The organism is Streptomyces colwelliae, from assembly GCF_048158785.1.
GTDB lineage: Bacteria > Actinomycetota > Actinomycetes > Streptomycetales > Streptomycetaceae > Streptomyces.
Genome location: NZ_JBLTJC010000092.1, coordinates 1 through 20,283 on the forward strand (window position 1 = coordinate 1; position 20,283 = coordinate 20,283).

Below are 20,283 nucleotides of genomic sequence, written 5' to 3' on the forward strand. Positions count from 1 at the left end.
ACCCGCTCCCGCACTACGCGCACCAGTCCAACCTGGCCGAGGACCGCGTCCTCTACCCGGTCCTGGACAAGGTGCTCGCCGGATACCAGGCGCTGTTCGCCGACAACACCCCGCTGGAGAACCTGCGCTGAGGATCTCCGGACCCCGCCGGCGTTCACCGCATCGCGGCGGCGGTGTCGCGTCGGCTGCCGGTGAGCCGTATGCCCTCGCCCAGGAGGCCGCGCAGGATGAGGCCCATGCTCTCGTCCAGTGCTCGCATCGCGACCGGGTTGATGATCGGTTCCAGGCTGGGGATGCCCAGGTCGAACTCGCAGGTGAACAGCACGCTCACGTCCGTACCGGCCTGGGTGATGTCCCATGTGCCCGCGAAACTCGCGAAGTCGCCGGTGAGTTGGTCGAAGGTGATCCGCCGGGCGACGGGGTCCATGAGGTCCCGCTCGGTCCAGCGCAGCAGGCCGCTGCGGAAGTGCACCTCCCAGGCGGACTCCACGGTGCCGGTGTCGACCCCGTCGGGCGTCACGGTGACGGACCGGACGGTGTCCGTGTACTCGGTGTACCGCTCGTAGTCCTGGACCCGGTCGAAGACATGGGTGGCGTCTCCGTCCGGGACGATCGCCTCGATGCGTACGTGGCAGGTCATATGGGTTTCTCCGTAAGGGTTTCGGACTGTCCGGGAGGTGCGGATCGGGTACGCGGATGCCGTGCTCAGCCCAGCACCAGCGGGCCGCCCGCGAAGGCCGCGCACATGCCCTCCGCGGCCCATCTGCGCGACGGCGGATGGAACTTGAGCGCGGCCGAACACGCCGTGAGATACGCGGTGTCGTCGGTGGAGACGTACGCCATGCCGCCCAGCGCCTCCAGGCACCGCGGGACCACCCGGTCGATGGTGTCCTGCGTCGCGAAGCGGCAGACCAGCGCGCGGAGCAGGTCGTCCTGGCCGAGCGGCCGGCCCGTGTCCATCGCGGCGGCGGCACCGCGGATGCCGCCCATGGCCGACTCCAACTCGACCAGGATCGCGGCCCGTTCGGCGGCGCTCGCCCGCTTCGCCAGCAGCACGCGCTCGGCCAGCGCGCTGGCCATCCCCAGGTAGGACGCGGCCATCAGCAGCTCGAACCACACGAAGCCCACGGTCTGCACCGGGTCCAGCGTGCGGTCCTCCCCGAGCCCGGTGCGGACCACGAGATCCGGCGTGACCCGTACGTCGCGCAGCCGGACCTCGTCGCTCTCCGCGCCGGCCAGCACGAAGCTGCCCCAGAACGGGTGCACGGAGACACCGGGTGTCGCGGCGGGCACCACCGCCACGGCCAGCTCCGGGCCCTGCCCGTCGTCGAGCGTCACCGACACGCTCAGCAGGTCCATCGAGGCGGACAGGCTGCACGGTTTCTTGGCGCCGTTGAGCACCACGTCGTCGCCGTCCTGGTGCGCCTTGATGGAGGAGTCGAGGATCGACTGACCCGACCGGCCCTCGGCGAACCCCGAGGCGACCAGCAGCCGTTGGTCCGCCACCGCCTCCAGCAGCATCCACTCCATGCCCTGCGCGACCTCGTACGCCTGGACCAGCCCGGCCACCGACAGGTGGTGCATGGTGGTGGCCACCGCCAGCGACGGGCTGCGCGCCCCGACCGCACGCTGCAACGACACGGCGTCCTCGGCGCCGATGCCGAGACCGCGGTGTTCCGCCGGCACCAGCAGCGCGGGGCCGCCCGCGGCCTTGAACAGGGGCAGCGCGGGTCCGCCCGGACGCTCCAGCTCCCGTTGCGGCAGTTCGGCGAGCCGCTCGTCCAGCCCGGGCAGGAACCGGTCCAGCACCGCGCGTTCGGGTTCAAGAAAGTACATCGCCGTCTCCTCCTCGATCTGCGGGATTCCTGCGGGAGTCACGGGGGGCCGCCGTCGTCCCCGGCCGGGCGCTCACGCCGATGCCCGGGCGCCGAGGCGGTCGGCGATCAGGCGCCGTACCGACGCCCGCCAGGCGTCCTCGTTGGCCCGCACGTCCGCCGCGGCCTCGAAGCCGGGCAGGTCCGCGAGCGAACTGGGCAGCGGCTCCTCGTTGAAGAGCACCGACGACATGTCCAGCAGCCGGTCCAGCCGGGTCTGTGCCCACTCGGGCACCACGTCGAAGAACGCCGGGCGGACCAGCCGTTCGACGACATCGGGCGCCAGTACCCGCAGCGGCCGGACCGCGATGCCCGCCTCCGCCGCCTCCTCGACGATCACCTGGACCAACCGGTCGCAGGCCAGCGCGTGGGCCCCGCCGCTGAGCCAGTACTCGGCGGGGTGTGCGCCGTTGTCCAGCAGGGACACGATCGCGCGGGCCACCACGTCCTGGGGTACGAAGTCGACGTAGCTCGCCGGGGCGCTCGGTACGAAGGGCAGGCGGTTGCGGAGGACCTGTTGGGCGAAGGTGTGCAGGCCCTGCGGTTCGGCGATCTCCCCGGTGACGGAGTCGCCGATGATGATCGACGGGCGTACGACGGTCACGCGGCCGCCCGCTGCCGCGACCGCCTCCTCGCCGGCCATCTTGGACGTCACGTAGTCAGCGGGACTGTTCCCGGCCCGCTCGGCGCGGTTGCCGCCGGCGGCCAGGATCTCCCGGTGGCGGGCCACGTACGCGGTGCTGACGTGGATCATCGGGACACCGGCGTCGGCCGCGAACCGGGCGACCCGTCCGGCCCCCTCGACGTTCACCGCGTGCATCGAGGCGCGCCCGGAACCGAAGGCGACCACACCGGCGGCGTGCACCACCGCGTCCGTCCGCGCGCACAGTCGCCGGTAGGAGGCGACGTCGAGGCCCAGCCGGGGCCGGGTGACGTCACCGAGCAGGACCTCGTCGCACGGGGAGGGGTGCCTGTGGTGCGCCAACGCGATCACCCTGTGGTGGCGCAGATACGGCAGCAGGGCGGTGCCCAGGACGCCGCCCGCGCCGGTGACTAACACGGTCTGCGGGCGAGCCGGGTGCGGTGGGTCGGTCGGGTTGCGCGAACTCGCCGTATTCTCAAGGTCGTTGGGGTTCTCGGGATGCGTCGGCATGTCGTCAGCCTTTCGGGAGCCTCGTGGCCGTGTGCGGATCGCGGGGTCGGTTCGCCGGGTCAGGTCAGGGACTTGGCCATCGCGATCAGGGACCCCTCGACCGCCTCCAGCAGCCGGGCCTCCTGCGAGGGGGAGAGCACGGCGGGCGGGGTCAGCCGGACGACCGGATGGGCGTTGAGGGAGTGGTTGACCACCACTCCTCGGTCGACCATCTCCAGCAGGAACTCCCCGGCCGCCCCCGCGTCCACCAGCTCGATCCCGATCAGCAGCCCGGCGCCCCGGATCTCCCGGACCAGGCCGGGCGCGCGGTCGGCGGCGACGGCCCGTAGCGCGGGAAGCAGCCGGGCACCGAGGGCGGCGGCCCGTTCGACGAGCCCCTCGTCCCGGACGACCCCGACGGTCGCGCTGACGGCGGCCATGGCGATGGGTGCGCCGGAATAGGTGGAGGTGTGCAGGAAGGGATCGGTGTCGAACGGCTCGAACGCCTCCTGGGTGGCGAGCGTGGCCGCCACCGGCATCACACCGCCGGACAGCGCCTTGCCCGTCACGAGCACGTCCGGCCGTACGCCCTCGGCCACACAGCCCCACCAGGAGCCGAGCCGACCCAGTCCCGTCATCACCTCGTCGACCACCAGGAAGGCGCGGTGCTCTTGGCACAGAGCGGCGACCGCCCGCAGATATCCGGACGGCGGCACGATCACCCCGGCCTCGCTCTGCACCGGCTCCACCACGACACAGGCGTCCGCGCCGCCGTCGCTCAGCACGGCAGCCAGCGCGTCGGTGTCGCCGAACGGCACATGGCGCACGTCCGGCAACAGGGGCCGGAACGGGTCCTGGTAGAGCGCGTTCGCGGTCAGGGAGAGCGCGCCGAGGGTCTTGCCGTGATAGCCGTTCCGCATCGAGATCAGCCGCCGTCTGCCGTGCGCGCGGGCCAGTTTCACGCCGGCCTCGACGGCCTCGGTCCCCGAGCCGGAGAAGTGCACCCGGTCCAGACCGGCCGGCGCGACCCCGGTGAGGGCCTCGGCGGCGAGCGCGGAGACGGGGTCGAGGAACAGCCGGGTGGACAACGCCAGCCGCGCCGCCTGCCGCTGCACCGCCTCGACGATCCTCGGATGCCCGGCACCGGCGAAGAACACGCCGTATCCACCGCAGTTGAGGTAGTTCCTTCCGTCGGTGGAGGTGACCTCGGCACCGCACGCGGACTCCTCGACGACATCCCCGAACATCGCGGCCAGCCGCCCACGACCACTGCTGAGATGCCGCGCGTGCAGCGCCACCAACTCTGTCTCTGTCCGGCCCACTACACATTCCCCCGTGGTGTTGTGTGACGTGACGCCGAGCTTGGGGCTGCCCGAAGGCAGGGTCACGCCCGGGTCCACTCACCGGAACGGCACTGTTTCAACGCGGCCCAGGGACAGCGCCGGTAAGGGGCGCGAGGAACTGCGCGCCCAGCCACAACGGACCCGCACCCGAAATGGCACCGCATCCACAACGGACCGATGCGGCCAACCCCCGGAGGGCATGGCAGGCTTGGGGCATGGCCGTCCAGATCAACCCCAGCATCCTGTCCGCGGACTTCGCCCGCCTCGCCGAGGAGGCGAAGGCGGTAGAGGGAGCCGACTGGCTCCACGTCGACGTCATGGACAACCACTTCGTCCCGAACCTCACGCTCGGCGTGCCGGTCGTAGAGTCACTGGCCCGGGCGACGGACACCCCGCTGGACTGCCATCTGATGATCGAGGACGCCGATCGCTGGGCGCCGCAGTACGTCGAGGCGGGTGCCTCCTCCGTCACCTTCCACGTCGAGGCGGCCGGTGCGCCGGTGCGGCTCGCCCGCGAGATTCGGGCCAAGGGAGCGCGCGCGTCCATGGCGCTGAAGCCCGCGACGCCGATCGAGCCGTACGAGGATCTGCTCCCCGAACTCGACATGCTGCTGATCATGACCGTGGAGCCGGGCTTCGGTGGCCAGTCGTTCCTCGACATCATGCTGCCGAAGATCCGCCGCACCCGGGAGCTGATCCGCAAGCACGGACTGGAGCTGTGGCTCCAGGTCGACGGGGGAGTTTCGGCCGCGACGATCGAGCGCTGCGCGGACGCGGGCGCGGACGTGTTCGTCGCCGGTTCGGCGGTCTACGGGGCATCCGACCCGGCCGCGGCGGTACGTGCATTGCGCACTCAGGCCGAAGGAGCCGTCGGCAAGGCATCCTGGGCGTGCGACCACTGAGCGGCAGGTATGTGAACGGCGGCCATCAAGGCTGATCAAGTGCGCCGGATCTGCGAGGATGAACGGCGAATCCAGAGTGTGAACAGCAGTGAGGAGATCGCCGTGTCGGGTATGTCGGCGGGCCGGTCAGCCATGCGGATGGGACCCGCAGAGCTGGTGCAGGCGGCGGCCATGGCCCGCCGCTTCTACCTTGAGGGCAAGTCCAAGATCCAGATCGCGGAGGAGTTCGGCGTCAGCCGCTTCAAGGTGGCCCGGGTCCTGGAGACCGCTCTCGAACGGGATCTCGTACGGATCGAGATCCGAGTACCGGCCGAACTGGACGCGGAGCGCTCGGACGCGCTGCGTGCCCGGTACGGCCTGAGGCACGCCGTCGTGGTCGAGTCCCCGGCCGAGGTCAGCGAGGAGTCGCCCGATCCCGAGAACCTCGGGGAGGTCGCGGCCGACCTGCTCGGCGAGCTGGTCAACGAGGGCGATGTGCTCGGTCTGGCCTGGGGCCGGTCCACCATCCACATGGCGGCCGCCCTCGACCGGCTGCCGCCCTGCACGGTGGTCCAGCTGACGGGCGTGTACGACGCCGGGACCGCCGAGCGCGGCTCGGTCGAGGCCGTACGGCGGGCCGCGCAGGTGTCGGGCGGCGACGCCCACCCCATCTACGCGCCGATGCTGCTGCCGGACGCCGCCACGGCGGAGGCGCTGCGCCACCAGACGGGGATCGCCCGGGCCTTCGAGTACTTCGACAAGGTCACGGTCGCCTGTGTCTCCATCGGCTCCTGGGAGCCGGGCATCTCGACGGTCTACGACATGCTCAGCGACGAGGAGCGGGCGCACTACTCGTCCCTCGGTGTCGCCGCCGAGACGTCCGCGCACCTCTTCGACGCCGAGGGCCGCCGGGTCGGCCGGGACCTGGGCGAGCGGTGCATCACCGTCAAGGCGGACCAGTTGCGCCGTATCCCCGAGGTCGTCGCGATCGCGGGCGGGCAGCGGAAGGCGGCGGCGATCGACGCGGTGCTGCGGTCCGGTCTGGTCACCAGCCTGGTGACGGACACGGCCGCGGCGGACTATCTGATGACGGCGGGGGCGTCGCCGAAGTCGGCGCTCAGCCGGACGGACCCCGACGGGATCTGACGGGCCCCGACAGCAGGCCGTGCGGGGACGGCCGTGGCAGCATCGGGCGTATGCTGCCGCGGTTCGTCTCCCGAGTGCCTCTCGTCTGCCGGGTTCTTCTCGTCTTTCTGGCCGTGCTGCTGCCGGTGGGCTGTTCGTCCACGGCGACGACCGGCTCCACCGGCACCGCAACCGACACCGCCACCGTCAAGCTCTCCCGACTTCCCGCCGAGGCGCGGCAGACCGTCGCCCTCATCGATCGGGGCGGCCCCTTCCCGTACGCCAAGGACGGGGTCGTCTTCGGGAACTACGAGAAGCTGCTGCCCCAGCAGAAGCGTGGTTACTACCACGAATACACCGTCAGGACGCCGGGCTCGCGCGATCGCGGGGCCCGGCGCATTGTCACCGGGCAGGACGGCGAGATCTACTACACCGATGATCACTACAAGTCGTTCAGGACGGTACTGAGATGACACAGCTCGCGGTCACGCTGGACCTCGACGGGGTCACGGACAAGGCCGGCCTGATGGACCGCTGTGCCCGAGCGCTGTCCCTGCCCGACTGGTTCGGCCGCAACTGGGACGCCCTCGCCGACAGCCTCGGCGACCACACCGTGTGGCCCGAGGGCGCGGTGGAGCAGGGGCTGCTGGTCGTCGTACGGAACTGGCAGTCGTACGCCAAGGCACGGCCCGACGAGTGGGAGACCGCCGTCGACGTCTTCGGTGACGCGGTCGACCGCACACCGGAGCTTTCCGTGGTCCTCGCGCTGGGCGGAGTCGGCCGCTAGCCCGATTGTCCGAGGCGGCTGGCAGAGTGTTCGGTATGGAGCAACAGGAGCAGCGCACGTCGGTTCGTCTCGTGGTCGTGGATCCGGACCTCGAGGCGCAGTGCGACCGGGTGGAGGAACACTTGCTGGCGCCCCTGGCCGAGTCCGTCGGGGGAGCGAGTGGACACGCGCTTTTCACGGACGGGCTCGTGGCCTTCCGGCGGGTCCGGGAGACACTCGCCGAGGCGGTGGCGCAGGGTCCCAAGGTGCGCACGCCGAACGGCCGTTGGGAGCATGAGGGCCTGCGCATCGTCGAACTGCCCACCGAGGACACGGACTTGCTGTACGCGCTGCTGCGCGAGCTGTCCGGACTCCTCGTGGCCCCGCCGGACCTGCCCGACCCCTCGGGCGTCGTGGCCACCGTCCGCACCACCGTCCTGACCCCCGAGAAGACCGCCGTCGGCCTGGTCGGCGCGCTGGCGCGGGTGCTCTCCCTGGTGGACCTCACGCCCGACGCCGATACGGCCGCTCTCTTCGCCGCGATCGAGGAGGGCGGCGGCGAGGACGTGAGGCTCAGTTACGGGCAGGACGAGGCGTGGCAGCGTCTCGCCCACCGGCTCACGATGCTGCTGACCGAGTCGGCTCCGCTGCATCGGTTCCTGTACTGACCGCGGTCGTCCGGTGCGTCAACGCGAAGGCCTGCGGCGGCGGACCACGAGGGCGACGGCGCACAGCAGAACCACCCCGGCCGCCCCGGCGGCGATGAGCGCCGTGCGGTCCGACGGTGCGGACGGCGTGCCGAAGGCGAAGGTGACGTGGTCGTTGGCGGTGGTCGGGTCGTGCAGGGCGATGCCGGCCGAGCCGGGGCGCACGGTCGCCGTGCCCTTGCCGCCGTCGTAGTTCTTGTCCGGCTTCACCGACAGCACGGACTCCACGTTCTGGCCGGCCCCGATACCCCACGGCACGGTGCACACGTAGTGCCGGTGGCCCGCTTCGAAGGGTGCTGTCTCGGTGTCGCTGACCCACAGGAAGCAGGGGCCGTACGCGCTGTCCTCCGACTCCGCGTGCTCGTAGTCGGTCGCGACCGTGTGCCGGGGCAGGACCACGTCGACCTCGGCGACGTACTGGTCGTCGCTCGCGAACAAGGAGGCCGGGCCGTGGTTGAGGACGGTGAGGTCCAGCGTCCATCCGTCCGCACGGGCGGCGTGCTTCGCCGTGGCCGCGGCCGCCAGATCCGCTGAGCTGTCGGCCGAGACGCCGACCGCGCTCGTGGCGCCGCTCTCGAAGCCGTCTCCCGTTCCGGACGCGGGCACCAGGGTGAGCGCCGGGCCGGTGCCCGCTTGGACGTCGGCGTCGGACGGGTAGAGGGGGCGCGCGCCGTTCTGGAGCAACTCGGCCCTGTAGTCGATCCTGGCGGTCAGGACGTGCGCGCCGACCGTGGCGGTCAGCGGGCTGCTCAGCTCGACGGTGGCGCCCGCGGCCACGGGAGCCGGGAAGACGCAGGTGACGGAGGTCGGGCTGTCGGGTTCGGCGCGGTCGCTGCCGGAGATGTAGTCGCAGTTGGAGAACTTCCGGTCGAAGACCAGACCGCCCGCCCCCACCCAGTGCACCGCGATGCGCCGGTCGGTGGCCAGGTCCCCGGTGTTGCGCAACCGGAGCGGAACGTCGATCCGGGACCCGATCCTGGCGTGCGTCACGCCGGGCACCTTGCCGATGACCAGGTGGGGGACGCCGACGGTGACCTTCGCCCGCGCGGTGCCGCGGGTGCCGGGGCCGCCGGAGGCGGTGTACTTCACCGTGCCGGTGGAGCCGAGGGCGGCACTCGCGTCCGCCTGGATGGTGAAGTCCATGTTGGACAGCTGGGAGAGGTCCTTGTTGACGCAGGTGAAGACCTGCCCGTCGGCCGTGCACCTCGGGTCGACGACCGCGATGCGCGCGATGCCCGCCAGGCCCCGGGCGTCGATGACGAAGGTCTGGTGCACGGGCAGGGGAATGTCCGGCCTGCCGCCGTAGAACGACCAGACCACGTGGACCGGCTGTGCGTCCGGCCCCACGTCGAGCTGCCGGTCCGCCTGGATCGTCGTGGGGCCAGGCGTCGCGAGGGGCGACGGCGACGGATCGGCGGCCACGGCGGCGGCACCCGGCGCCAGGGCGAGGACCACGGCGATGAGCGCCGCCCTGAGCAGCGTCCTGCGGGGAGTCATGCACGTTCGATGCGCGAGATCCCCGGAAGGTTGCCCGCGGAGGTCAGGGAGCCTCCGGAGGTCAGGGCGCGATCCCCACGCCGTCGATCCGGCTCCACGCCCGCTCCTGCGCCGCGGTCATGGCCGGCCAGGTGAGCCCGCCCGGCCGGGGCCGGATCCGTGAGGCGTACGGTGCGGGACGGAAGGCCGGGTCGTAGAAGCAGCCGCTGCCGTACTTCTGGTCGAAGGCCCCGCAGGAGGCCGCGAGCGAGCGCGCGGTCGGCTTGCGTCCGTGGCGGACCCAAGTGTCCAGTGCCGCGATGGAGTTGGCGTACTCGGAGTCGCTCAGCGCGCTGTGCTCGGTCTCCGTCGTGAAGGTCTGGACGAGGTTGCCGCCCCTGCCGGCGCCCTGGAGCGTGGCACGGTAGGCCGCCTCGTGCTCGACGAACGCCGTCGGATCGTCGATCGCGTGCAGGCTGAGGACCGGGATGGAGACCCTGCCCGTCAGGTCGCTGTCGTAGGAGAGGTCGCGGCGTGCGGTGGGGTCGGCCGAGAACCGCTCGACTCCCGCGTTGAGCGCCTTGTCGTCGTGTGAGCCCGAGTACCGAACTCCCCGGTTGCTGAAGGGATTTCGGCCTCCGAGCCGGGTCGACACGATGTCGCGGAACGTGAAGGTCGCGAACTGTAGGTGGGACGCGAGCGAACGCTCCGGGATGCGGGTGACGGCGAGGATGTCGTCGAGGTTGCGCTGCTGGAGCGCGGTCCGGTCCGCGGGGGCGGAGGCGTACCCGGTGCACTCCTGGAGGCGGGCGCGGAGTCCGGCGCTCGTCATGGTGGAGTCCGCGCGCAGCCCCTGCCACAGCGGGTACTGCGGCTCTGTCGGACGGGGGTGGTTGTGGCAGTAGTACTGGTAGACCACCCGCAGGTCGACGCGGTAGTCGTAGCCGCGCGAGCCGCCGCCGAGGACACCGCTCGTCAGCAGCGCGCCGTCATAGGCGCCGGGGTGTCTGCCGTAGGTCTCCGCGACCTTGGCGGCGACGTCGCCGCCCCAGGACTGGCCGTGCACGTAGGTCCGCTTCGGCTTGCCGAACTCGGAGACGAACAGTCTGCGCACGTTCTCGGTGTCGGCGGCGGCCATCCGCGTCCCGTAGCCACCGCGGCGGTAGGACGAGCCGGCCCAGGCGTATCCCTCGTCGACCATCACCGCCCAGCGCTCCAGATCGTCGGTGCTGCGTGCGGGGTCCGAGGAGTCGCCGAGATCGGGTCCGCCGTGCGCGTGCACGACGAGGGATCCGTTCCAGCGGGTCGGAACGGCCATCGTGTAGTACGCCCCGTTGGCGTCCTGGCCGGTGTAACACGTCGCCTTGCCCACCAGGTCGGCCGGGCAGGCGGTCACCGCGGGCCGCGCGGTCTGCGCTTGGGGCGCGGGGGCGTTGCCGAGCGTGCCGAGGAGAGCGGTGGCGAGGCCCACGGCCAGTACCGCCGGAGAGCGGCGAAAGGCCGGGAGTCGGCGGCGTACCGGTACGGGCCTGTCAAGTGTCATCACGGGAGCGGCTCCTATGAATGCGCTGTGCGAAGTTGCACCGCGATCCGTGATGTTAGGAAGCGCCGCACCTGGGGGATACCCGTCGATCATTGCGTTCATAGTGTTCGCCCGGCCCGCTGCCAGGCATGCGGCCCCCGCCGGGGACGGGGTGCGGCAGGCCCGTTCGGGTAAACTCCCGGGGTAAGGCAGGTTCCACTGCCTGGCACCGGAGCCCCCGTACCTCGCTGGAGGAACATACGAAGACGGGGGCGTTTTGCTGTGTCCCTGTGGGAGTGACCTGCGCCGTTTCGCGTGAAAATGTGAGACTTATGCGCTTTCTTGAGCCCGGTACGGGACGGCCCGTAGATTCAGCCCCGGTTCCCTACGACCTGACGTACGACGACGTCTTCATGGTGCCGCGCCGCAGCGCGGTCGGATCACGTCAGGGTGTGGACCTCAGCTCCCCGGACGGCACGGGCACCACCATCCCGCTGGTCGTCGCCAACATGACCGCCATCGCCGGGCGGCGCATGGCCGAGACGCTGGCCCGGCGCGGCGGGCTCGTGGTCATCCCGCAGGACATCCCGATCGAGGTCGTCACCGAGGTCGTCGCCTGGGTGAAGAGCCGCCACCTCGTCCTGGACACCCCGATCCGGCTGGCCCCGCACCAGACCGTCGCCGACGCGCTCGCCCTGCTGCCCAAGCGCGCGCACAACGCAGGTGTCGTCGTCGACGAGGACCAGCGCCCGGTCGGTGTCGTCACCGACGCCGACCTGACCGGTGTGGACCGCTTCACGCAGCTCGGCGAGGTCATGTCCCGGGACCTGCTGCTGCTCGACGCGGACATCGACCCGCGCGAGGCGTTCAACAAGCTGGACGGCGCCAACCGCCGCTACGCGCCCGCCGTCGACAAGGACGGCAAGCTCGCCGGCATCCTCACCCGCAAGGGCGCCCTGCGCGCCACGCTGTACTCGCCGGCCGTGGACGCGGACGGCAAGCTGCGGATCGCGGCCGCCGTCGGCATCAACGGCGACTTCGTGCAGAAGGCCAAGCAGCTGCTGGACGCGGGCGTCGACACGCTCGTCATCGACACGGCGCACGGCCACCAGGAGTCGATGATCAGCGCGATCAGGCAGGTGCGGGCCCTCGATCCGAACGTCCCCATCGTGGCCGGCAACATCGTCGCCGCCGAGGGCGTCAAGGACCTCATCGAGGCGGGCGCCGACATCATCAAGGTCGGCGTCGGCCCCGGCGCGATGTGCACCACCCGCATGATGACCGGCGTCGGCCGCCCGCAGTTCTCGGCCGTCATGGAATGCGCCGCCGAGGCCAAGAAGTACGGCAAGCACGTGTGGGCCGACGGCGGTGTCCGCCACCCGCGCGACGTCGCGATGGCCCTCGCGGCCGGTGCGTCGAACGTGATGATCGGCTCGTGGTTCGCGGGCACGTACGAGTCCCCGGGCGACCTCCAGCAGGACGCCAACGGCCGTCTCTACAAGGAGTCGTTCGGCATGGCGTCCGCGCGCGCGGTCCGCAACCGCACGTCGGACGAGTCGGCCTACGACCGCGCCCGCAAGGCACTGTTCGAGGAGGGCATCTCCACCTCCCGCATGTTCCTCGACCCGGCCCGCCCGGGCGTCGAGGACCTGATCGACTCGATCATCGCGGGCGTCCGCTCCTCCTGCACCTACGCCGGCGCCGGCTCCCTGGAGGAGTTCGCCGAGCGCGCGATCGTCGGCATCCAGAGCGCCGCCGGCTACGCGGAGGGCAAGCCGCTGCACGCCAGCTGGAGCTGACCCGACTCCCTTTTCCACGGCCCCTGTTGCCCCGGCGCGGGGATGATTCGGGGGCCGTGGGCGATGCTGCGGCGGTTACCGCCCTGAGGCAAGCCGTTGCACATGGACTGGAGTCGGCCAACTCCCTTTCCCGCGGCCCCTGTTGTCCCGACCCCCGGGATATTCGGGGGCCGTCGGCGTGCTCCGGCGGCTACCGTCGGGCACATGGAGATCGCTGTGTGCCGGGCCGCCGACGTGGCGCTGCTCGACCAGTACATCGGCTCGCCGGGGTCCGTCTCGATCCATGCCCGGCGGTTCGCACGGCAGGGGGCGGGCGGGGGCACCTATCTCGTCGCCTGGATCGACGACCGGCCCGTAGGGCACGCCGAGGTGATCTGGGACGGCTGCGCGGCCCCGGAGGTGCGGGCCGCCCTGCCCGGCTGCCCGGAGCTCAACGGCCTCGCCGTCTGGCCCCCGCAGCTGCGCTCGCGCGGCATCGGGGGCGCGCTGATCCGGCGCGCCGAGGAACTGGCCCGGGAGCACGGCCGTACGGTCCTCGGCCTGGGTGTCGCGGCCGACAACCCGAAGGCCGCCGACCTCTACGCACGGCTCGGCTACCGGCGCCTGACGGACTACGTGGACCGCTGGTCGTACGAGGGCCACGACGGGGTCACCCACGAGTGCGCCGACCCCTGCACCTTCCTCACCAAGGAACTTCCGTCAAGCACCCTTGACGTCAAGCAGCCCTGACGCAACGCTGAAGCCATGACGACACCGCAGAGCATCGAACCCGAGCACACCCTCCTCACCGCAGTCGCCCGCCTCGACCACCTCCGCACCCGCGAGTCCCTCGCCGGCTTCGGCAGCGACGCCGAGGCACTCGACCGCACCGAGACGCTGGAGTTGCTCGCCCTGAGCGAGGTCGTCGCCCGCAAGGCCGCCTACGGCCGTCAGCTCACCGTCCGCGCGGCCCGCGAGGCCGGTGCCTCCTGGACGCAGATCGGGGCCGCGCTCGGCATGAGCAAGCAGGCCGCGTGGGAGGCGCACACGCGCTGGATCGACGCACAGGCGGAGGTGTTCGGGCAGCCCGGGCGGATCGGTTTCGACGAGGACGACCTGGCCGCGGCACGGGCCCTCGCGGGGGAGCCGGACGAGGGCTGAACCGGACACCGGCGAGGGCCGTGTCAGGCGTCGCGCAACGCCCGGCACCCACCGCGCAACGAATCAACACCCGCGTCCCGCGAACGCAACGATCTTGCGAAGACGCGCAAGGTTGCCGCATTACGACCAGGACGCCTGGGCTCATAGGGTCGAGCGCTGTACCCAGCGCGCGGCAGGACCTCCGCTCGGCGGCCCTTCCGTGCTGCCGGTCCCTGCCGCCGTGACCGGCAGCGACAAGGAGCCCCCGCGTGCTCGACCAAGGCGCACCCCCGCACCACTCCAGCCAGACCGCCGAGCCGTCCCCAGGACTCGGCGCGCGTCTGATGCGCCGCAAGCCCGTGGAACTCCTGGTCGCCGAGGGCGGCCGGGGCGAGGGCGGTTCGCTCCGCCGCTCCCTCGGGCTCTGGCAGCTGACGATGATCAGCATCGGCGCCACCCTCGGCACCGGCATCTTCGTCGTCCTCGGCGAAGCCGTCCCCAAGGCCGGCCCCGCCGTCACCCTCTCCTTCGTGATCGCCGGCCTCACCGCCCTCTTCTCGGCCCTCTCCTACGCCGAACTCGCGGGCACCATCCCGGTCGCCGGTTCCTCGTACTCGTACGCCTACGCCACGCTGGGCGAGCTGATCGCCTGGATCTGCGGCTGGTGCCTGGTCCTGGAGTACGGCGTCTCGGTCGCCGCCGTCGCCGTCGGCTGGGGCGAGTACCTCAACGAACTGCTCGACGGCACGATCGGCGTCACCATCCCGGACGCCCTGTCCGCCCCGCCCGGCGACGGCGGCATCTTCAACCTCCCGGCGCTGATCGTCGTACTCCTCGCGATGGCGTTCCTGCTCGGCGGCGCCAAGGAGTCCGCGCGCGCCAACACGGTCATGGTGTGTGTGAAGATCGCCGCGCTGGTGCTGTTCTGCGCGATCGGCGTACAGGGCTTCCGGTCCGGCAACTACGACCACTTCATGCCGCTCGGTATGGCCGGCGTGAGCGCGGCCGGAGCGACGCTCTTCTTCTCGTACATCGGCTTCGACGCCGCCTCCACGGCCGGCGAGGAGGCGAAGAACGCCCAGCGCGACCTGCCCCGCGCGATCATGCTGTCCCTGGTCATCGTGACGGCGCTGTACGTCGTCGTCGCGGCCGTGGCGGTCGGCGCGAAGCCCTGGCGCCGCTTCAACGACTCCGAGGCCGCCCTCGCCCAGATCATGCGCGACGTCACCGGCCAGTCCTTCTGGGGCACCCTCCTCGCCGGCTGCGCGGTGATCGCCATCGCGAGCGTCGTCCTGACCGTGCTCTACGGCCAGACCCGCATCCTCTTCGCGATGTCCCGGGACGGGCTCGTGCCCAAGGTGTTCGGCAAGGTCCACCCGAAGACCGGGGCGCCCCGCGCCAACACCGTCATCGTGTCCCTGTTCTGCGGGGTCCTCGCGGCGGCCATCCCGCTCGGGCAGCTCGCGGACGCGACCAGCATCGGCACGCTGTTCGCCTTCGCGCTGGTCAACATCGCCGTCGTGGTGCTGCGCCGGACCCGCCCCGACATGTCCCGCACCTTCCGCGTCCCGCTGTCCCCGGTCCTGCCCGCCGTGGGCTTCGGACTGTGCGTGTGGATGATGGGCAGCCTCTCGGCCGTCACCTGGGTGGTCTTCGGAATCTGGATGGCCGTCGGGCTCGTGTTCTACTTCGTATACGGCCACCGCCGCTCCCGACTGGCACCCACCGCACCACCCGAGAAGTGATCGATCCACCGTGCTGAACGAACTCGACGAACGCATCGTGCACGCCCTCGCCGAGGACGCCCGCCGCTCCTTCGCGGACATCGGGCAGCTCGTCGGCCTGTCCGCGCCCGCCGTGAAGCGGCGCGTGGACCGGCTGCGGGCCACCGGCGCCATCACCGGCTTCACCGTACGGGTGGACCCGTCGGCGCTCGGCTGGGAGACCGAGGGGTTCGTCGAGATCTACTGCCGGCACAACACCTCCCCGGACACCATCCGGCGGGGCCTGGAGCGCTACCAGGAGGTCGTGGCCGCGTCCACCGTCACCGGCGACGCGGACGCGGTCGTCCAGGTCTTCGCCGCCGACATGCGCCACTTCGAGCGGGTCCTTGAGCGGATCGCGGGGGAGCCGTTCGTGGAACGGACGAAGTCGGTGCTGGTGCTGTCGCCGCTGCTGCGACGCTTCTCGTCCGGCTCGCCGACCTGAGCCGCGGGGGCTACTCGGCCCGGCGGCGGACCGCGGACAGCAGTCGGCGTACGGCGATCACGTGCCCGCCGCTGGAGATGACGAGCCGCCGGTAGAGGCCCCCGGCCAGGCCGGGGAAGGCGGCCCGGGTCTCGGCCCGCAGCAGCGAGCGCCCCGGGCCGGTCCGCTCGACGTGGAAGACCAGGGCGTACGACGAGAAGCGGTGGCTGCCTTCGAGGACCAGCTCGCGCCCCGGGACCGCCGAGGTCACGTGGAAACCGGCGAACGCCGAACCCTCGGCGAGGGGCCGGGGCCCGGAGTCCTCGCGGTCGGCGGCGCGGACCAGATGCGCGTACCGGGTCGCACGCGCGGAGGAGCGGCCCATCACCCGGCTCAGGCCGCGCCACACGGCGTCGGGCTCCGCGGCCACGACCGCGGTCAGTTCGTCGACATAGGGCAACGCGGTGATCTCCATCCGGACCTCCATGACGTCGGACCCGTCCCCCTCACTACGACTGTCCCACGCCGCGGCCGGAGGTTCTCACTCCGCCGTCTTCCGCGCCAACGCGTTGTTCCCTATCGAGTTGTGCACGCTGAAGCTCACCGCGTCCGAGCGGTAGCGGTCGTCCGACCACTCAACCGGGCGTCCCTCACGGGTCGTTGTGACCCGGCGGACCCGCAGCAGCGGGCTCGTGCGGCGGATGCCCAGCAACTCCGCGTCCTGCGCGCCCGCGGCGACCGCGTCGATGACGTGCTCGCCGTAGGCGAAGACCAACCCCGTGTCGTCGTACAGGCGTTGGGTCACCGACGGGCACCCCGGCTCGATCGCCTCGACGGCGGGGGAGATCCAGTCGGCGTACACCGTCCGCTCCAGGAGGACCGGCTCGCCGTCCAGGCCGCGGACCCGCAGGACGTGCAACACCGGGGTTCTCTCGGTGAGTTGGAGGCGTACGGCGTCCTCGGCCGTGGCCGGGCGGTACTCCTGTGAGACCACGTGTCCGGTCGCCTCGCGGTCCATCGCGCGGGCCCACTCGGCGAAGCTGCGCAGTTCCGCGAAGCTCTGGCTGCGGCGGCTGGCCAGGACGACTCGGCGGGCCCCTTGGCGGGAGCCGATCAGCCCCTCGGCGGTGAGGGCCGCGACGGCCTGGCGGACCGTGCCGCGCGAGACGCCGTACTGCGCCGCGAGGTCCGTCTCCGCGGGCAGCAGGCTGCCGACTGTGTACTCCTCGCGGTCGATGGCCTTGCGCAGCTCGTCGGCGATCACCTCGTGTCGCGCCGTCATGCTTCCCCTCCGAGTTGACCACTGTGCACAGCGTGAGCAGCGTAGTCGAGTTCCCTTGGTGATCCGTGTCAGCCAGGAGTGTGCAGTGAATAAGGGGTCACGGTTTCGCCAATGTTTACGAACAAGACACCATCGGCGGGCGTACTGAGGCCAACTTGTTCAGACAAGTTCTCCGCTCTGCTCAAACCGTCGTGCGCACCCCTGGAGAGACCGTGACCGTGTCCCCGCCGAGAAACGCCGTCCTGGGTGGATCCCTCGCCGTCGTCGCCGCGCTTGCCCTCAGCGCCTGTGGCGCCGCTCCCACCAACTCGTCGACCACCGCCGACGGCAAGAACGCCGCCACCGCCACCTCCGTCGCCGACTTCGGCGGCATGGACGCCCTGGTGAAGGCGGCCAAGAAGGAGGGCACGCTGCACGCCATCGCGCTGCCCCGCGACTGGGCCAACTACGGCGCCCTCATCGACGGCTTCACCAAGAAGTACGGCATCAAGATCACGGACGAGAACCCGGACGGCTCCAGCCAGGACGAGATCAACGCCGTGACCTCCCGCAAGGGCCAGGACCGTGCGCCCGACGTCCTCGACCTCGGTTCCTCCTTCGCGCTGAGCGCCGCCCAGCAGGGCCTGCTCGCGCCGTACAAGGTCGCCTCCTTCGACCAGATCCCCGCGGGTCAGAAGGACCCGAAGGGGCAGTGGTTCAACGACTACGGCGGCTACATCTCCATCGGCTGCGACGCCAAGCGCGTGAAGACCTGTCCGACCACCTTCGCGGACCTGCTGAAGCCGCAGTACAAGGGCCAGGTCGCCCTCAACGGCAACCCCACCAAGTCGGGTTCGGCCTTCGGTGGCGTGTACGCGGCGGCGCTCGCCAACAAGGGCTCCTTCGACGACATCCAGCCCGGCCTGGACTTCTTCGCGAAGCTGAAGAAGAACGGCAACTACACGCCCGTCGAGTCGACCCCGGCCACCGTCGAGAAGGGCGAGACGCCCATCTCCATCGACTGGGACTACCTGAACGCCGGTTACGCCGACGAGTTCAAGTCCAAGGGCGTCGACTGGAAGGTCTCCATCCCGAGCGACGGCCAGTACGCCCAGTACTACTCGCAGGCCATCAACAAGGACGCCCCGCACCCGGCGGCCGCCCGCCTGTGGCAGGAGTACCTGTACAGCGCCGAGGGCCAGAACCTGTGGCTCAAGGGGTACGCGCGCCCGGCGCTGATGACCTCCATGGAGGCGGCCGGCACGCTCGACAAGACCGCCGCCGCCAAGCTCCCGCAGGTCTCCGGCACGCCGGCCTTCCCGACCGAGGCCCAGCAGAGCAAGGCCAAGACGGTCATCGCGTCCGGCTGGGCGAAGGCCGTCTCCGGATGACGGCCACGCTCACGCAGGCCGATGTGGTCGCCGCCGCTTCTTCGAAGCGGCGGCGCCGCGTCCCCAGCTGGATCGCCGTGGTCCCGCTGCTCGCCTTCGTCGCGGTCGCCTTCGGGGTGCCCGCCATCGCGATGCTGAACGGCGCCTTCACCGTCAAGAACCAGACGACGGGCGCCACTTCGTACAGCACCGCCAACCTCACCGACTCGCTCCAGGGCGCCTACTTCACCGCGCTGGTCGGCAGCGTCAAGCTGTCCGCCCTCTCGGCCGCCCTCGGCACCCTGCTCGGGCTGCCGCTCGCGCAGGTCGTCGTCACCTCCCGCTTCCGCGCGCTGCGCCAGGCCGTGCTCACCGCGTCCGGCGTCCTCGCCAACTTCGGCGGTGTCCCGCTGGCCTTCGCGTTCGTCGCCACCCTCGGCAACGCCGGTGTGCTGACGACCCACCTGGGCCTCAAGGACAAGGGCTGGGACCTCTACAGCTTCTCGGGCCTGGTCCTCGTCTACCTGTACTTCCTCATCCCGCTGATGGTCCTCACCATCACCCCCGCCCTGGAGGGCCTGCGCACCCAGTGGCGCGAGGCCGCCCAGAACAACGGCGCCACCGGCGTGCAGTACTGGCGCCACGTCGCCCTGCCCGTGCTGCTGCCCTCGCTGCTCGGCGGGTTCGTCCTCCTCTTCGGCAGCGCCTTCGCCGCGTACGCCACCGCCGCGGCCATGGTGGGCAGTTCGATCCCGCTGGTCACCCTCCAGATCGCCGACGCCATCTCCGGCAACGTGCTGGTCGGCCAGGAGAACGTGGCCCTCGCCCTCAGCCTCGACATGGTCCTGGTCGCGGGTCTGGTCATGGCCGTGTACCTGCCCCTGCAACGACGGAGCGCGCGATGGCTGGACGCCTGAACCTCTGGCGGTGGGTCGTCCTCGGCCTCGCCGCCCTGTACTTCCTGGTGCCGCTCGCCGCGTCCGTGGTCTTCACGGTCGACGTGCCCGGCGAGGGCGTCACCTTCGACGCCTACACCCAGATCGTCTCCGCCGACGGCTTCACCTCCAGCCTGGTGCTCTCGCTGGAACTCGCCGCCGCCACCATCGCCATCGTCCTGCTGCTGATGGTTCCGGCCATGGTCGCGCTACGACTTGGCGCGCCCCGCCTGCGGCCCGTCGTCGAGGTGATCTGCTCGCTGCCGCTGGTGGTGCCGCCGATCGCGTTCGTCGCCGGTATCGGCACCGTCCTCAAGTGGGGCCCCGACTACCTGTCCCGCACCCCGCTGTTCCAGACCTTCGTCGCCATCCAGAACCCGAGCTTCCCGTTCATCCTGGTCCTCGCCTATGTCGTGATGGCGCTGCCGTTCGTGTACCGGGCGCTGGACTCCGGGCTGCGTGCCATCGACGTGAAGACCCTCGTCGAGGCCGCCCGCAGCTGCGGCGCGAACTGGCCGCAGGCGCTGGTGCGGACCGTACTGCCCAATCTGCGCGGGGCGTTGCTCAACGCGTCCTTCCTCACCCTGGCGCTGGTGCTCGGCGAGTTCACCGTGGCCCAGCTGCTCGGCTTCCAGCCCTTCGCCGTGTGGATCTACAGCGTCGGCGGGTCCAACGCCCAGCTCTCCGTCGCCGTCTCCGTGCTCAGCCTGGTCGTCACCTGGGCACTCCTCCTCACGCTCGCCGGTGTCGGCGGACGTGACAAAGCCGCTTCGTCCCGGGGATGAA

The 20,283-nt window shown here is 71.1% G+C and carries 21 protein-coding genes; 13 read left to right on the forward strand and 8 right to left on the reverse strand.

Annotated elements, in window-relative coordinates:
- Nucleotides 1-154: 154 nt before the first annotated feature.
- From ACNFOC_RS20525 to ACNFOC_RS20540, 4 genes are all read right to left on the reverse strand, one after another.
- Complete coding sequence (locus ACNFOC_RS20525; RefSeq protein WP_416960541.1) at nt 155-640, reverse strand: type II toxin-antitoxin system RatA family toxin; 486 nt, start codon at nt 638-640, stop codon at nt 155-157.
- A gap of 65 nt (nt 641-705) precedes the next feature.
- The gene (locus ACNFOC_RS20530; RefSeq protein ID WP_416960542.1) at nt 706-1,878 is read right to left on the reverse strand and encodes an acyl-CoA dehydrogenase family protein; all 1,173 of its coding nucleotides are present in this window, start codon (nt 1,876-1,878) and stop codon (nt 706-708) included.
- 30 nt (nt 1,879-1,908) lie between these two features.
- Nucleotides 1,909-3,027 (reverse strand): SDR family oxidoreductase, encoded by a 1,119-nt coding sequence (locus ACNFOC_RS20535; protein ID WP_416960543.1) that lies wholly within the window; start codon nt 3,025-3,027, stop codon nt 1,909-1,911.
- A gap of 59 nt (nt 3,028-3,086) precedes the next feature.
- Nucleotides 3,087-4,307: an aspartate aminotransferase family protein gene (locus ACNFOC_RS20540; RefSeq protein WP_416960569.1), complete on the reverse strand. Its 1,221-nt coding sequence runs from the start codon at nt 4,305-4,307 to the stop codon at nt 3,087-3,089.
- Nucleotides 4,308-4,564: 257 nt separating this feature from the next.
- Here ACNFOC_RS20540 and rpe point away from each other — a divergent pair, with 257 nt between their 5' ends.
- The 5 genes from rpe to ACNFOC_RS20565 all read left to right on the forward strand — a co-directional run bounded on the left by rpe (nt 4,565) and on the right by ACNFOC_RS20565 (nt 7,789).
- Nucleotides 4,565-5,251, forward strand: a complete 687-nt coding sequence (rpe, locus tag ACNFOC_RS20545; RefSeq protein WP_406128926.1) for a ribulose-phosphate 3-epimerase — start codon at nt 4,565-4,567, stop codon at nt 5,249-5,251.
- A gap of 78 nt (nt 5,252-5,329) precedes the next feature.
- On the forward strand, nt 5,330-6,376 hold the full coding sequence (locus ACNFOC_RS20550; protein ID WP_416960544.1) for a sugar-binding transcriptional regulator: 1,047 nt from the start codon (nt 5,330-5,332) through the stop codon (nt 6,374-6,376).
- Between the two features lie 50 nt (nt 6,377-6,426).
- Nucleotides 6,427-6,828 carry a guanyl-specific ribonuclease gene (locus ACNFOC_RS20555; RefSeq protein ID WP_416960545.1) on the forward strand — a complete coding sequence of 134 codons (402 nt, stop codon included), beginning with the start codon at nt 6,427-6,429 and terminating at the stop codon, nt 6,826-6,828.
- Entirely contained in the window at nt 6,825-7,142 is a 318-nt protein-coding gene (locus ACNFOC_RS20560) for a barstar family protein (protein ID WP_416960546.1), read from the forward strand. Before ACNFOC_RS20555 ends, ACNFOC_RS20560 begins: the two co-directional genes overlap by 4 nt.
- A 35-nt stretch (nt 7,143-7,177) precedes the next feature.
- Complete coding sequence (locus ACNFOC_RS20565; RefSeq protein WP_416960547.1) at nt 7,178-7,789, forward strand: hypothetical protein; 612 nt, start codon at nt 7,178-7,180, stop codon at nt 7,787-7,789.
- Between the two features lie 18 nt (nt 7,790-7,807).
- Here the strand turns inward: ACNFOC_RS20565 and ACNFOC_RS20570 are convergent, their stop codons facing one another.
- Both ACNFOC_RS20570 and ACNFOC_RS20575 read right to left on the reverse strand, forming a co-directional pair.
- Nucleotides 7,808-9,325, reverse strand: coding sequence for a hypothetical protein (locus ACNFOC_RS20570; RefSeq protein ID WP_416960548.1), 1,518 nt, complete (start codon nt 9,323-9,325; stop codon nt 7,808-7,810).
- Nucleotides 9,326-9,386: 61 nt separating this feature from the next.
- Nucleotides 9,387-10,847, reverse strand: a complete 1,461-nt coding sequence (locus tag ACNFOC_RS20575; protein ID WP_416960549.1) for an alpha/beta hydrolase family protein — start codon at nt 10,845-10,847, stop codon at nt 9,387-9,389.
- Nucleotides 10,848-11,158: 311 nt separating this feature from the next.
- Here ACNFOC_RS20575 and ACNFOC_RS20580 point away from each other — a divergent pair, with 311 nt between their 5' ends.
- From ACNFOC_RS20580 to ACNFOC_RS20600, 5 genes are all read left to right on the forward strand, one after another.
- The gene (locus tag ACNFOC_RS20580; protein WP_416960550.1) at nt 11,159-12,625 is read left to right on the forward strand and encodes a GuaB1 family IMP dehydrogenase-related protein; all 1,467 of its coding nucleotides are present in this window, start codon (nt 11,159-11,161) and stop codon (nt 12,623-12,625) included.
- A 204-nt stretch (nt 12,626-12,829) separates the two neighbouring features.
- Nucleotides 12,830-13,354 (forward strand): GNAT family N-acetyltransferase, encoded by a 525-nt coding sequence (locus ACNFOC_RS20585; RefSeq protein WP_416960551.1) that lies wholly within the window; start codon nt 12,830-12,832, stop codon nt 13,352-13,354.
- A 15-nt stretch (nt 13,355-13,369) separates the two neighbouring features.
- Nucleotides 13,370-13,765, forward strand: a complete 396-nt coding sequence (locus tag ACNFOC_RS20590) for a hypothetical protein (protein ID WP_416960552.1) — start codon at nt 13,370-13,372, stop codon at nt 13,763-13,765.
- 248 nt (nt 13,766-14,013) lie between these two features.
- Nucleotides 14,014-15,489, forward strand: coding sequence for an amino acid permease (locus ACNFOC_RS20595; protein WP_416960553.1), 1,476 nt, complete (start codon nt 14,014-14,016; stop codon nt 15,487-15,489).
- Nucleotides 15,490-15,499: 10 nt separating this feature from the next.
- Nucleotides 15,500-15,952 carry an Lrp/AsnC family transcriptional regulator gene (locus ACNFOC_RS20600; protein ID WP_019059706.1) on the forward strand — a complete coding sequence of 151 codons (453 nt, stop codon included), beginning with the start codon at nt 15,500-15,502 and terminating at the stop codon, nt 15,950-15,952.
- A gap of 10 nt (nt 15,953-15,962) precedes the next feature.
- On the opposite strand, the gene ACNFOC_RS20605 is transcribed toward ACNFOC_RS20600, so the two are convergent.
- Nucleotides 15,963-16,406 carry a hypothetical protein gene (locus ACNFOC_RS20605; protein ID WP_416960554.1) on the reverse strand — a complete coding sequence of 148 codons (444 nt, stop codon included), beginning with the start codon at nt 16,404-16,406 and terminating at the stop codon, nt 15,963-15,965.
- Between the two features lie 66 nt (nt 16,407-16,472).
- A complete protein-coding gene (locus ACNFOC_RS20610) occupies nt 16,473-17,213 on the reverse strand; it encodes a GntR family transcriptional regulator (RefSeq protein WP_416960555.1) in 741 nt (246 codons plus the stop codon).
- Nucleotides 17,214-17,425: 212 nt separating this feature from the next.
- On the opposite strand from ACNFOC_RS20610, the gene ACNFOC_RS20615 reads away from it, so the two are divergent.
- The 3 genes from ACNFOC_RS20615 to ACNFOC_RS20625 are packed head-to-tail and all read left to right on the forward strand — an operon-like array spanning nt 17,426 to nt 20,282.
- Nucleotides 17,426-18,583: an ABC transporter substrate-binding protein gene (locus tag ACNFOC_RS20615; RefSeq protein ID WP_416960556.1), complete on the forward strand. Its 1,158-nt coding sequence runs from the start codon at nt 17,426-17,428 to the stop codon at nt 18,581-18,583.
- Nucleotides 18,580-19,479: an ABC transporter permease gene (locus ACNFOC_RS20620; protein WP_416960557.1), complete on the forward strand. Its 900-nt coding sequence runs from the start codon at nt 18,580-18,582 to the stop codon at nt 19,477-19,479. Before ACNFOC_RS20615 ends, ACNFOC_RS20620 begins: the two co-directional genes overlap by 4 nt.
- Nucleotides 19,464-20,282: an ABC transporter permease gene (locus ACNFOC_RS20625; RefSeq protein WP_416960558.1), complete on the forward strand. Its 819-nt coding sequence runs from the start codon at nt 19,464-19,466 to the stop codon at nt 20,280-20,282. The genes ACNFOC_RS20620 and ACNFOC_RS20625 overlap by 16 nt, the downstream gene beginning before the upstream one ends.
- Nucleotide 20,283: the final 1 nt, after the last annotated feature.